This window comes from Protofrankia sp. Cr2 (genome assembly GCF_963555885.1).
Classification (GTDB): Bacteria; Actinomycetota; Actinomycetes; order Frankiales; family Frankiaceae; genus Protofrankia.
Map to the genome: position 1 here is coordinate 16883 of NZ_CAUVXG010000002.1, position 13295 is coordinate 30177.

General features: G+C 69.3%; 10 protein-coding genes. 3 read left to right on the top strand and 7 right to left on the bottom strand.

Annotated elements, in window-relative coordinates; genetic code table 11:
• Positions 1 to 86: 86 nt before the first annotated feature.
• On the top strand, positions 87 to 728 hold the full coding sequence (locus U9978_RS01670; protein WP_322759237.1) for a response regulator transcription factor: 642 nt from the start codon (positions 87 to 89) through the stop codon (positions 726 to 728).
• A gap of 118 nt (positions 729 to 846) precedes the next feature.
• Here the strand turns inward: U9978_RS01670 and U9978_RS01675 are convergent, their stop codons facing one another.
• The 3 genes from U9978_RS01675 to pyk form a co-directional block, all read right to left on the bottom strand.
• Positions 847 to 1710 carry a hypothetical protein gene (locus tag U9978_RS01675; protein ID WP_322759238.1) on the bottom strand — a complete coding sequence of 288 codons (864 nt, stop codon included), beginning with the start codon at positions 1708 to 1710 and terminating at the stop codon, positions 847 to 849.
• 131 nt (positions 1711 to 1841) lie between these two features.
• The gene (locus tag U9978_RS01680; protein ID WP_322759239.1) at positions 1842 to 2519 is read right to left on the bottom strand and encodes a hypothetical protein; all 678 of its coding nucleotides are present in this window, start codon (positions 2517 to 2519) and stop codon (positions 1842 to 1844) included.
• Positions 2520 to 4693: 2174 nt separating this feature from the next.
• Entirely contained in the window at positions 4694 to 6109 is a 1416-nt protein-coding gene (pyk, locus tag U9978_RS01685; protein WP_322759240.1) for a pyruvate kinase, read from the bottom strand.
• A 289-nt stretch (positions 6110 to 6398) separates the two neighbouring features.
• On the opposite strand from pyk, the gene U9978_RS01690 reads away from it, so the two are divergent.
• Positions 6399 to 6545, top strand: a complete 147-nt coding sequence (locus U9978_RS01690; RefSeq protein WP_322759241.1) for a hypothetical protein — start codon at positions 6399 to 6401, stop codon at positions 6543 to 6545.
• A gap of 157 nt (positions 6546 to 6702) precedes the next feature.
• Here the strand turns inward: U9978_RS01690 and U9978_RS01695 are convergent, their stop codons facing one another.
• The 3 genes from U9978_RS01695 to U9978_RS01705 form a co-directional block, all read right to left on the bottom strand.
• Positions 6703 to 8640, bottom strand: a complete 1938-nt coding sequence (locus U9978_RS01695; RefSeq protein WP_322759242.1) for an ABC transporter ATP-binding protein — start codon at positions 8638 to 8640, stop codon at positions 6703 to 6705.
• A gap of 100 nt (positions 8641 to 8740) precedes the next feature.
• Positions 8741 to 9586: an enoyl-CoA hydratase/isomerase family protein gene (locus tag U9978_RS01700; protein ID WP_322759243.1), complete on the bottom strand. Its 846-nt coding sequence runs from the start codon at positions 9584 to 9586 to the stop codon at positions 8741 to 8743.
• A gap of 2 nt (positions 9587 to 9588) precedes the next feature.
• Positions 9589 to 9807: a helix-turn-helix domain-containing protein gene (locus U9978_RS01705; protein ID WP_131766260.1), complete on the bottom strand. Its 219-nt coding sequence runs from the start codon at positions 9805 to 9807 to the stop codon at positions 9589 to 9591.
• 608 nt (positions 9808 to 10415) lie between these two features.
• Here U9978_RS01705 and U9978_RS01710 point away from each other — a divergent pair.
• Positions 10416 to 11882, top strand: a complete 1467-nt coding sequence (locus U9978_RS01710; RefSeq protein ID WP_322759244.1) for a hypothetical protein — start codon at positions 10416 to 10418, stop codon at positions 11880 to 11882.
• 185 nt (positions 11883 to 12067) lie between these two features.
• On the opposite strand, the gene U9978_RS01715 is transcribed toward U9978_RS01710, so the two are convergent.
• Positions 12068 to 13045 (bottom strand): cation diffusion facilitator family transporter, encoded by a 978-nt coding sequence (locus tag U9978_RS01715; RefSeq protein ID WP_322759245.1) that lies wholly within the window; start codon positions 13043 to 13045, stop codon positions 12068 to 12070.
• Positions 13046 to 13295: the final 250 nt, after the last annotated feature.

Consider the following 13295-nt stretch of genomic DNA (forward strand, 5'->3'; position numbering starts at 1 on the left):
CAATCAGAAAGGAAACATATGCTGAAGGAGGTGAAGTGGTGTGCCCTGCCAAGCCCGGCGGCCCGTGCCCTTACCCCGTGGGTCAGATGATCACCGTCGCAGCCGTCGATGACCATCCTATCGTCCTGCACGGACTCGAGGGGTTACTCGCGGCGACGCCCGACTGCAGACTCGTGGCCAAAGCCGCCAGCATGGCGGAGCTGCTCGCCGGCCCAGGGCTGCAGGCCGACGTCGTCCTGCTCGATCTCGACCTCGGTGACGGCAGCACGGCACCGGACAACATCCGCTGCCTGGCCGACACCGGTCCCGCCGTGGTCGTGTTCAGTGCGACGGCCGCACCGACCGCGGTCCGCGAAGCCATCCGCGCCGGGGCCTACGGCTTCGTGCCGAAGACCGAAACCATCGACGACCTGGCCACAGCCATCCGGGCCGCGGCGGCCGGAAGCGGCTGGGTCTCACCCCAGCTCGCCTTCGTCCTGTTGACCGATGACGCGCCGGACCGCCCGGCCCTGTCCGCACAGGAACGCGAGGCGCTGCGACTGTATGCGGGCGGAATGCCCATGAAGTCGGTAAGCAAGCGTATGAACGTGGGTACCGAGACCGCCAAGCAGTACATCGAACGGGTCAGGATGAAATACCGCAAGGTCGGCCGGGACGCGACAACCAAGATCGACCTATACCGCCGGGCGGTGGAAGACGGCTATCTGCGACCCGACCGCGCCGGATGACGCTGGGCTGCGTCCCCACCCTGCCCCCCGCTTCAGGGTGGAAACGCACCGATCAAGGTCGCCCAGCGACCATCACACAGCCTGGCCCCGACCGCAGGTTGTGTCATGACCCCACAGCTCAGGATGCAGGACCCCCGAATGGGGGACGGGTACGGCGCGGTCCGAACCGGGCGAACAGCGAACCACCGACGACAGCACAACCGCCGAGGAGCGTGAGCCACAGGCCCGGCCCGATGTCGATCGAGAAGCCCAGGTCGATCCCATCGAGTCGGATGCCACGCAGGAGCTGGAGCAGGTCAACGATCGCCATCAGAACGATCATCATTCCGGCGACCGCGGCGATGATCCATTCCCACCCGGTCCCGACACGGCCGATCAGCACCGCGCCGAGGACGGCGGACAGGACCCCGAGCACCAGGGTCGTCCCGCCGTACTGGTCGGCGTCGGTGCCCCTGACCGCAATCGGCGCCAACCTGAAGGCGCTGATCGTCGCCCATGGCATGACCGCGCCCACGGCTGTGAGGACACCGGCCGTGAGCACCAGCAGACCGCCGACCGTCCGGCTCGAGCCCAGCCGGGTGCTCGCGGCCATCCTCGTGGCGTCGGCGGTGTCCTGCCCATGAACCCCCAGCGGCGCGCCCCACAGATGACGTTCCCGACCGCGGGCCACCTCGTCCACACCGCCCGTGCCGGCAAGACTGTCCGTGCCAGCAAGACCGTCCGTGCCGGCAAGACCGTCCGTGCCGGCACGGCCCGGCGGTGTGGCGCCGTCGTACGATCGGGCCCAACGCGGATCAGCCGTGCGGGCCATTGCCGCGCGGCGCTCCGCTCGCCACTGCCGCACCCGGTCGGGTCCGACGTCCTCACCGGTCGGTGGGGATTGCGGGCCGGCGTCGGTCGCGCCCCCGCCGCCGGTCGTGCCCCCGCCGGTCGCGCGCTCGGCCGGCGGGGGCACCCATGGACTGCGATCCTGGTCGGACACGCCATCCTCCCTGTGCGGTTACCTGCCTGCCTCGGGCCTATCACGCCGTCTTCCGTCCCGCACAGCCCGCCACCACTGACGCGGACGTCGCGGTCGCGGTCGCGGTCTCGGTCGCCATGAACCTCGCGCATTCACCGTCGGGTCGGGTGCCCGGGCCGCAACCACCAGCTCCCGGCAAGCGCGACCAGAGCAGCGACCAGGGTCAGGACGACTCCGGACTCGGGAACAACGCTTATCTGATCGGCCGAAAGGCCGCGGAAGGACGACAACGACGGCGGTCCCGCGACGATGTCCATCGTGGACAGCACCGTGACCCCGGCCGCGAGCACCCGCACGACCATCCCATCCGCCGCTCCCGTTGAGCGCCCGAGCACGCGCGCGAAACCGATCACTATCAGCAGGACACCGGCAATCACTGTCACACGACCGTCACCAACCGTCAGGCCCGAAAAAGTGCGGGTCTCCGCACCGCTACTCACGATGCTCCAGGGCAACACCGCACCAGCCCCGAGCGCCACACCTGCTGCGCCGACGAGGAGACCGACAAACCGGCCGGCCACTGCGGGTCGGGGCTGCGCGGACCGACCCGGACCGACGGCGCCACGCTCGATGTCGGGGATATGTTCGACGGCCGCGCCTTCGAGCGGGGCATCCTGCGCCACGCTCTGCGGGGCAACTGACGGCCGAGCAATGGGCTGCCGGGTGATGGGCTGCCGGGTGATGGGCTGCCGGGTGATGGGCTGCCGGGTGATGCCACGTTCGGGAGCGTGAACCTGCCCGGATATCCCTTCCGGTGGCTGGATTCCCACGTCAGTTGGTTGGCCGGCCCATCGGCCGAGGCTCGATTCCGGCTCGGCCGTCGCCGACTCCGGTACGCCGGTTGGCCCGGAAGTAGCGTGTTTGGGGTTCCCTGGTGCGCGAAAATTACCATGATCGCGCCATTGTCGGCCGCCGGCGGGATCGGTCGGCTCGCCGACTCGCCCGTGATAGCCGGACTCCGGCTCGGCGCTCGGGTAGGCCGGCCGGGAACCGGTCACCCCCCGCGGAGCCTCGCTCGGGTCGCCGGATGGGATGGACGGGACGGATGGGATGGACGGGACGGACGGGACGGACGGGACGGACGGGACGGACGGAGCGGCGAAGTCCCGATGCTGCGGAAAGGGGTACAGCGTGTCGCGCCCTTGGGTCTGGCGCGGCGTGTCCAGCGGGTCCGCGGCGGCCACGGGTGGCCGCTGCACGCCTGGTGGTGGCTGCGGTTGCCGATACCGGGGACGCTCATCCGGACTGGGCGGTCGCACGGCCGGCGATCGCTGCGGTGCGGGCCCTTGTGGCCGGGATTGGGGTTGGCTCGACGGCACCGACGGTTGCGCGCCGGCCCGCGGGTGAGACGCAGGCATCGGGGATGGCGGTTTGGCACGCTCAGAGCCCGCATCCGGCGCCGGTGACCGTGCCTGCTGCGGGGAGATCCGCGCGGCAGGATGCTCCGGGGGACGAGGCTGCGCAGCCGCGGGCGACCCGCCGCCGGAGGGTTTGGCCGCGCCGGCCGCCGCGCCATCCAATCGGCGATCAGCCGATATATGATCATTCGGCCTGCGATCAACCGCCCGGCGTTCGATCGGTTCCGGGGGTTGGGGCCGCCGACTTTCAGCCTGGCGAGTTTCGACCCGCGGCGGTTGCGCGCGCAGCGCGGACGGCGATCCCGGCGTTACCGGAGTGGGACCAGCGCTGCGACCCGGAGCGGCCGGTCGGTCGGGCATCGACGGTCGCGCGGGCGCTGACGGTGACGCTGACGCGGACGCTGACGGCCGGTCGGGCGCCGTAGCGGCATTCGGACGGGTACTCGGGCCTCTTGAGCCCTTCGCGATCTCATTGTCCGCACGGTCCGGTTCAGGCTGGGAGGTCTGGCGGATCTCCGGCCCAGGCCGGGATGGCCCACCGGCGCGTTGACCGGTTGACCCCGCCGCCGCACTGGTTGTCGCCTGAGCCGGTTGGGACGCAACCTGGCGCCGAGCCGACGGTGACGTCCGCTCCTCCGTGGCTGAGCTTGCCGGTCCTGGGCTCGCCGTGGCTGGGCTCGCCCGGGTGGGAGGTACCGGAGCTGGCCGGGCCGGCGGTGCCTGGCCGGCGGCGGCGGGACGCGCTTGGGGTGACCCGGCCGGACCCCGCGTCGCCGACGACCCAGCGGCGGCACCGGATGCAGACGTGCTCCCCGGAGACGAGCGATGTGTCCCGGACCCTCCACGCGGGTCTATCGCGCTTGCCCGGCGAGGCCCGGGCGCCTCGGTCGGCCGGGCCGGCTCATCCGCAGGACGCCCGGGTGGGCTCTCCGGGCGCACCGCACCGGACGGGGTCGGCGGCGCCGACGCCCCGGCCGCCGCGACAGCGTCGTCGTTCCGGTCGGTTTCGCGAGGCCGCCGCGGCGGCTGTTCGGTCATTGGACACGCTCCCGGGTCAGCTGGGCCGGGTCGGGGTCCGGCGAGTGGCCCAGGGGCTTGGGCCGCCGACGGCACAACGGAATCATGCTCGCACCGCCGTTGGCCAGCTGGACCTGCGAACCTTCACGCCGGCGGCGCACACCGCCCCCGAACCGCCGCCAAACCGCCACAGCCCCGAAACCGCTCTGCCATGCGTTCGCCCGGCCGGCCAGTGCACCCTGACCGGCCAGTGCACCCTGACCGGCCAGTGTGCCTGGACGAAACGGACGGAGCGGAAGTATCCGCCCGTTTCGTCCAGGCACCAAATCATCGTGCCGCAGACACTACGGGCTGGTCCGCACCTTTGCGGATCACGGCCGACCCCGGAGCCCGGGGCCCCCACATTTTCGCGGCGTGGAAATGTGGGGTAAGAGCGCCCGGCAACAGGGGCGTGGATCAAGGAGCGGGGCTGGGGCACGTAGATCGCGAGGCGGAGGAAGGCGCCCTGGTGTCGGGCGCCGCCTGGCGCCGGCAGACCCTGGACGAACGTCCGGCGCCAACCGCTACGGTCAGACTTCCTCCCCGATACGGTGCACCCGGATGGTGTTGGTCATCCCGGCCACCCCCGGCGGTGTCCCGGCGACCACGACAACCAGTTCCCCGGGCCGACAACGCTCCAACTGCACTAGTGCGTTGTCGACCTGCCGAACCATCTCGTCGGTGCTGTGCGCGAACGGGACCAGGAAAGTCTCGACGCCCCACAGCAGGGCCAGCTGGCTGCGGACGGCCGGCACCGGCGTGAAGGCCAACAGCGGGATGGGGCTGCGGTACCGGGCCAGACGCCGCGCCGTGTCCCCGCTCTGGGTGAACGCGACGAGGTAGCGAGCGCCCATGGCTCCGCCGACGTTCGCCGCGGCTTCGGCCAGAGCCCCACCGACCGTGCGTGGGCGGGTACGCAGGGGCGGAATCCGGGAAAGATCAACCTCGACCGTCTCGATGATCCGCGCCATCGTGGAGACCGCCTCGATGGGGTAGTCACCGACGCTGGTCTCCGCCGACAGCATGATCGCGTCGGCACCGTCGAGGACTGCATTGGCACAGTCGCTGGCCTCGGCACGGGTGGGCCGGGGAGCGTGGACCATCGACTCCAGCACCTGCGTAGCCACGATCACCGGCTTCGCACGCTCACGCGCCCATGACACGGCGCGCTTCTGGACCAGCGGCACGACCTGCAACGGCATTTCCACGCCCAGATCACCGCGGGCGATCATGAGACCGTCGAACGCTTCGACGATCTCCTCGAGCTGGTCGACAGCCTGCGGCTTCTCGATCTTGGCGAGGACGGGGAGGCGCACGCCGACCTCGTCCATCACCGCTCGAACCTTCTCGATGTCGGCAGCTGACCGGACGAACGACAGAGCGATCATGTCGGCAGGCAGACCGAGCCCGAAGCGGAGGTCCTCGGTGTCCTTGTCGGTCAACGCGGGCACGCCGAGGGCCGCGCCCGGGATGTTCATGCCCTTGTGATCGCTGACCGGACCGCCGATGGCGACCGTGGTGTGGACGTCGGCGCCGACCACGTCGGTGACGTCAAGCACCAGCCGGCCGTCGTCGACGAGGATGCGGTCGCCCTTGGAGACGTCGGCGGTCAGCCCTGAGAACGTCGTTCCAACCCGGTGCTGGTCACCGACGACGTCATCAGTCGTGATCGTGAACTGTTGGCCGGGCAGCAGGGTGACCTGCCCGGACCCGAACTTCCCTAGCCTGATCTTCGGCCCCTGAAGATCGACGAGGATGCCGACACTGCGTCCGACAGCGTCAGCGGCAGCGCGGATGCGCAGGTAGGTTTCGACATGTTGGTCGTGGGAGCCATGGGAGAGGTTGAGACGGGCGATGTCCATACCGGCTTCGACCAGCGCCCGGATCATATCGGGCGAGCTGGTGGCCGGACCGAGTGTGCACACAATTTTCGCGCGACGAGACACGGGATAAGCCTAGGAAATGATGGCGGGGGCTTGGACACCGCCCCCGCTATCGACTGAACGACACCCGGAACGTTTTTCGTCTACAGGAAATAGGACCCAGCTCCGCCACACGCTGCGGTGCGTGGTGCGCTGGCGTACGGTCGACGTGTCCGCATCGCTGCGCAGCGCGTGGATACCGAACCGGATCAGGGCGTCGGCAACGAAGCCGGGCGATCCCTGCGAAGAGCTCTCCAAAAGGCGCACAGGCGGGCACGTCCAGGTAACTTCCCAGGTCACGGTGGGCAGACAGATGAGCGAGAACCCGGCGATCCACCGCCATCCGTCCGGCGATGTCGACATTTCCCTCCCGCATGACGAGCCCGACGCGGCCCCGGTGAACGGTGACGACACCTCGGATGAGCCCCTTGCCGACAGCGGCAGGGGACGCCCGGCGTAGGCAAGCCGGGCGTCCCCGCGTCGAGGCCGTGATGCCGTTGGTCCCGGGGCAACAGCCCGGACGACGCCTGTGAAATGACCCGGATGGTCCGCGGGTGAAACCAGGCACACATGTGTGAAAACACCGCCCGAGGTGACCAGCGCCGGCCGGTAGTTGTTCAGCCGACGGCCGCGGCTTGCTGTTCGCCGCGATTGTCGGCGGTCGAGCCCTCGACCGCCGGCCCTGGAGTCTGGCCTTCGAACTGGGTGCGGTACAGCTCCGCGTACAGACCACCGCTGGCCAGCAGCTGGGAGTGCCGACCGCTTTCGACCACCCGTCCACCGTCGATCACCAGAATCCGGTCGGCGTCGCGAACTGTGGACAGACGATGCGCGATCACCAGTGATGTCCGACCGGCCAGAGCGGTGGCCAGCGCCCGCTGGACCGCAGCCTCGGACTCGCTGTCAAGGTGGGCGGTGGCCTCGTCGAGAACCACGATCGACGGCTCCTTGAGCAGCAGCCGCGCGATCGCCAGCCGCTGCTTCTCACCGCCGGAGAGCCGGTAGCCACGGTCCCCGACGACCGTGTCGAGGCCGTCGGGCAACGCCCGCACAACGGATGCAATCATGGCCGCCTCCATCGCCGACCACATCTGCTCCTCGCTCGCCTCGGGACGGGCGTAGACGAGGTTCGCCCGGATCGTGTCGTGGAACAGATGCGCATCCTGGGTGACAACGCCCACGGCGTCGCGCAACGATCGCAGGGTGACGTCGCGGACGTCATGGCCGCCGACCCGGACCGTCCCGGTCCGCGCGTCGTACATCCGGGGCACCAGTTGGCTGATCGTCGTCTTCCCGGCGCCGGACGGCCCCACCAGGGCCACCAGCTCACCGGGTGCGATGCGGAACGAGATGTGATGCAGGACGGGTTCGGGTACCCGCCGGTCGAGGATGGCCACCGACTCCAGCGACGCCAGCGACACCTCGTCCGCGGCCGGGTAACCGAAGCCGACGTCGTCGAATTCGACCGTCGCCGACCCGCGCGGCAGGTCGACCGCATCCGGCCGGTCGGCGATGGCCGGCGTCAGGTCGAGCACCTCGAACACCCGCTCGAAGGAGACCAGCGCGGTCATCACGTCGACGTTGACGTTCGACAGCTGCGTCAACGGCCCATAGAGGCGGGACAGGTACGACGTCAGCGCGACGACCGTGCCGACCTCAAGTACACCCTCGGCCGCGAACCGGCCGCCGACTCCGTAGACGATGGCGGTCGCCAGTGACCCGACCATGGTCAACGAGACGAAGAAGATCCGACCGTACATCGCCTGGGTCACACCGATGTCACGAACGCGGGATGCCTTGGCGGCAAAGCTGTGGTTCTCCGTCGACGGCCGGCCGTAGAGCTTGACCAGCAGTGCCCCCGACACGTTGAACCGTTCGGTCATCGTCGTGTGCATCTCGGCGTTGAGCCCATAGCCCTCCCGGGTGAGCGCGGCGAGTTTCGGACCGAGCAACCGCGCCGGGATGACGAACACCGGCAGCAGCACCAGCGACACGATGGTGATCTGCCACGACAGCGCGATCATCGCCGCAAGGACGAAACCGACGGACACGACGTTGGACAGCACGGCGGACAGCGTCCCGGTGAACGCCGACTGCGCGCCCAGGACGTCGCTGTTCAGCCGCGAGATCAGGGCACCGGTCTGGGCGCGGGTGAAGAAGGCGAGCGGCTGACGTTGGACATGGTCGAAGACCCGGGCCCGCATGTCGAAGATGAGGCCTTCGCCGATGCGAGCCGAGAACCAGCGTTGCGCCAGCGCCAGCAGCGCGTCGACGATGGCGATCGCACCGACCAGCGCCGCGAGCGCCTCCACGACGCCCACCCGCCCGGGGATGATTCCGTCATCGATGATCGATTTGAAGATGAGCGGTGTGGTGGCGCCCAGTGCGGCGTCGATGACGATCAATACGAGGAAGCCGGCCAGCATCCGGCGGTACGGGCGTGCGAACTCCACGATCCGGCGCAGAGTGCCCGACCGCAGTTTCTGGTGCGCGATCGAACGGTCACGCTGGAAGGCCCGTGCGCTGATGGGCGGCCCGCCGTCCGCGATTCTCATCAGTCCACCCTGGAGTCGATGTCACTACAACTGCAACACTGTAAGCAGGCTTCGACTACGGATCATTCCCGCGCAGTCAGCCCGGCGGCCCGGCGGCCCGTCAGCCCGGCGGCACTGCCTCAGCTGACGTGCGGAGCTGGGCATCCCGTTCGGCACGCACCTGGTCCGGTCGGGACCGCTCGCGCCTGTGCAGCAGCAACGCCTTGACCTCGACGGCCAGTCCCCGGGGCGGGGCAAGCAGCGCGGCGGCGAGATCCTCCACCGCATCCGGCAGATCGACCGGGGCGGCCACCCGGTCGGCGAGTCCCCACCCGTACGCCTGCGTGCCGGACACCACGCGTCCTGTCACACAGAGGTCCAGCGCCCGGCCATAGCCGACCAGATCGACCAGCGTGTCCGATACCCCGAGCGCCGGAATGCGACCGTGCCGGATCCCGTCCATGGCCAGGTACGCGTCGGCACAGAAGACCCGCAGGTCGCAGGCGAGTGCCAGGTGCAGAGCGTCCACGGCCCACCCGCTGACGACAGCGATGCTGAACAGGTCGGGCCGGGACAACCAGTCGAGCGTGGACCGACGGTCGCCGACGTCGTCAGCGCCGTCCGTACCCTCAAGACCCACAGAACCCTCAAGACCCACAGGACCCACAGGACCCATGTCGTCCTCAGGGCACATGCCGCCCATGCCGGGCCGTTCCCGACCGCAGGCAGCGGTCGGGTCGACCCGAACATGATCAAACGGTGGCAAGCCACCGATGATCCGAAGAAGCACAAGCCGGATACTCCCGGGCAGATATCGCCCGATCTCCGCCAGCGCTCCAACGGCGGACACGGCGCGCGCGCAAGCGACGCCGCGATCCCGGCGATCGACGGTGATGATCGCCCGTGAATCCTCGATCGTCAGGGTCAGACCGGCCGCCGCCAGATCGGCGACGGCCGGTTGCAACATGATCAGACGCTCTTCTTCTTGCTGCCTCGGGTTGCGCCGCCGCGGCCTCTCAGAGTTGTTCCGGACTCCGAGAGGATCCGGTGAACGAACCCGTACGAACGACCCGACGACTCAGCGAGGAGGCGGATGCTCTGACCCGCCTCATACTTCTTCCGAAGCTCTGATGCAAGCTTGTCGCGCTCCGCGCCGGTGATCCGGGTTCCTTTCCTAAGCTCGGCCAATGTGGCCCCCTCCGTGATAGATGATCTGCGAACCGATCTTCACTCAGTCGCGGTGAACGCGCCACTCGAAGCGCATGTGATCCATCACACTGTCCCCTTCACGCGCCCGACCGACCCCCCGGCTGCGCCCGGCTTTTCCCTTCTTCCCATCACCGGACCACCAACGCCCGACCACGGGACCGATGGCTGTTTCGCCCACCGCAGCAGGAGAAACGGCACATCCACCAACGTCAGCGAAGACCCGTGTCCCTAATCGCCCCTGTCTGGTCTGACAGTGACTTCGGCGCGTCACGACGAACATCGTCGAATCCGCGCCGGTGAACATCGTGCACCACCCGAACCCGGCACCGTCGACCTGGCTACGGTGCACATGTGGGCATCGCGCCGGGCATACAGCCATGAGAGCGTCTTTGCGGCCCGCCGTTCGCTCGAGGCGCTGGGATCCGCGGGGCGTCCGCCAAGCCGGCGCAGAACCCGAAAGTGGGGTTCAATCGAGTCTGGCGAGCCGGGGTTCCCATACGGCGCGAAGCGGTGGCCGGGGCGCGATACCGCCGGTCATCGTCGCGATCCGGCGGGCCGGGGAGCTGGTTTTCGGACACGGTCAAAAGGTGGTCGACGTTCCGATCCTTGCCAAGACCTCCCGGGTATGGCCGGGCGGCGCCCGATCCGCTGGTGACGACCCGGCGGGTACCCGCCCGCGGGGAGGTCGCGGCGCTCTGCCACGACTGCCGTCCACCGGCGTGGACCCGGCCGAGTTCGGCGAAATCGCGATGTGGATCGGGGCGGTGATCGCCTGCCTGGGCCTGACCGCGTTCCTGCACGCCGGCGGAAGCGACACCGAACCGCTGCCGACGCCGCTCGCCGCCATACCGTTCACGGTGGACCGGCGCCTGCATATTTCGCCGACGTCCCTCCTCGCCCCGGCAGTCATGGCTGCGGTCATCGTCGCCACCTGGCGCAACTTTCACATCCGGATGAGGTGGGGCCCGCTGCTGGTCGCCGGCTACGCGGCATCGTTGGCCTGGAGCCTGGCGCTGGCCTCGGTGAACGGTCTGAGCGGTCTGGCCGGTCCGCTCGGTGGCCCCCAGGGCTATCTGTCGGAGCTCGCCGCCGTGGACGCCGGCCCGATGGGCTTCCTGCGGGCGTACACCCAGCAGGCGGTCTCCTACGGGTACGGCATCCGGTCGCATCCGCCCGGCCTGGTGATGTTGCTATGGGCCCTGACCCGGATGGGAATCAGATCCCCGAGCGCCCTGGGCGTCGTGCTGGCGGCCCTGAGCGCGTCCACCGTCCCGCTCGCCGCGATCGCCGTCCGGTCGTTGTGCCATGCGCTGGCCGCCCGACGCCTCGTCCCGGTGCTGGTACTGGCACCGTGGGCGGTGTGGATTCCCGCGACGGACGGGATGACGACGGCCCTCGCCGTGGGGTTCGTCACGCTCGGGGTCATCGGCTCCGAACCGGGCCGACGCCTGCGGTGGGCGGCCGGATGCGGACTGGGCATCGGTGTGGCGGCGCTCTGCGGCTACGGGGTGGTCTGGCTTGGCGTGGCGGTCGTGGCCACATACTTCGTCCGCCGGCGTCCGCTACTCAACGTGATAACCGGCGCATGTGTGCTGGTGCCGTTGTCGGTGGCCGCGGTTCTGGGCTTCTCCTGGCCCGACGGGCTGGCTGTCGCGCACCAGCAGGTCGTCGCCACCGCGCACCATCCCGGTAGCGGCCCGGGTGTCCCGGCGTGGATCGTGCGCATTCCAATCGGCCTCACGGTCGTGCTGATCGCCTGCGGACCGACGATAGTCCGTGCGACGCGGCGCATCCGGCTCACGCCCGGATGGCCCTTTCTTGTCGGTGCGGTCCCCGCGATCGGCTTCGGAATATTGACGGGCGTGGCATCGGCCGATGTGGAGCGGTCCTGGCTGCCGCTCTACTGCTGGCTGCTGGTACCCGCGCTGGCGCCCAACCCGCGCCCAGACCGTCCGGGGGACACAACCCGGGCGGGAACCCTGCCACTCGGCCTGACCGGCGTCGGAGCCCTGACCGCGATCGCCGCTCGCGCATTCCTACCCGGGAACCTGTAAGAGCCTGTTTTGAATCTTGGGTTCGGACAGCGAGCCGCGTCCAGGTGGTTCCCGGCAAGGCGGGAGGCCGAAGCGATACCGGATGAGTTGTATCGGTTTGGCCGACAACGCAGCCGGGGGCCGGCTGGGCGTGGATCGCTCGGACAGAAGATTCAAAACAGGCTCTAAGAGCGACCGGCAAGCCGTCAACCGGCTGACGGCTTGCCGGTCTGGACGGCATGACCGGTCTGGTCGGTCTGGTCGGTCTGGTCGGTCTGGCTGGAAATGTCCGGCTCCAGATAGACCCTGCACGCGATCGGCACAGCCGCCCGCAACCGCGCCTCGGCGCCGTCGATCGCGCGCGCGACAGCAGGTAGGGTCAGCTCGACATCCATACCGATCTTGGCTGCCACGAGCAGTTCGTCCGGTCCAAGGTGCAGTGTGCGCAGCTGGATCACCCGCGTGATGTGCGGCGACCCCGCAAGAGCACCACGGATGGTGGCGACCATCGCCGGGGTGGCCGCCTCCCCGACAAGCATCGCCTGGGTCTCGACCGCAACGATTGTGGCCACGGCCAGCAGCAGAATGCCGATCGCGACCGTGCCTGCGGCATCCCAGACCGGGTCGTCGGTCGCGAGGGTGAGGCCGACGCCGGCAAGTGCGAACACGAGGCCCACCAGCGCTGCGAGGTCCTCCAGCAGCACCACCGGTAGTTCCGGAGCACGGGCGCCGTGGACGAACCCCCACCACGACGCATCACCTTTGAGGTGGCGGGCTTCGGCGATCGCGGTCCGCAGGGAGAATCCCTCCAAGGCGGTCGCCAGGAGCAGGACGACGATCGCCACCAGGCCGTGGTCGAGCTCATGGGGGTGGCGCAGCTTCTCCACCCCCTCGCGGACCGAGAACAACCCGCCGACGCTGAACAACACGATCCCGACGAGGAAACCGGCGATGTAGCGCGAACGGCCGTAACCGAAGGGGTGTTCCTCATCGGGCGGACGGGCCGCGCGCCGCTGGCCGAGCAGGAGCAGAACCTGGTTACCGGAGTCGGCGACCGAATGGATGGATTCGGCCAGCATCGAGGACGACCGGGTGATCAGAAAGGCGACGAACTTCGCCACCGCGATCCCCAGATTGGCCGACAGCGCCGCCAGAACCGCCTTCGTGCCGCCCTGCGTGCTCACCCGACCATCCTAGAGCGACCGGCAATAAGGACGCGGCGTCGCGGAGCCGGAGCCGGAGCCGGTGACGTGGCCGCATCCGGTACGGACCGGCGGACCCGGCTGCCTGTTTCCCGGTCAGGCAAGAGTGATCAACTCGGCAAGATCCGCGGACCACGAGTCCTCGACGCCGTCGGGCAGCATGAGCACCTTGTCCGGGGCCAGCGCCTCGACCGCGCCCGGGTCGTGGGTGACCAGAACCACCGCCCCTCGG

Bases quoted from the DNA above. Each gene is read 5' to 3' on its own strand.
- U9978_RS01670 (WP_322759237.1), top strand. From the start codon at position 87: ATGATCACCGTCGCAGCCGTCGATGACCATCCTATCGTCCTGCACGGA.
- U9978_RS01690 (WP_322759241.1), top strand. From the start codon at position 6,399: ATGAGCGAGAACCCGGCGATCCACCGCCATCCGTCCGGCGATGTCGAC.
- U9978_RS01695 (WP_322759242.1), bottom strand. From the start codon at position 8,640: ATGAGAATCGCGGACGGCGGGCCGCCCATCAGCGCACGGGCCTTCCAG.
- U9978_RS01700 (WP_322759243.1), bottom strand. From the start codon at position 9,586: ATGTTGCAACCGGCCGTCGCCGATCTGGCGGCGGCCGGTCTGACCCTG.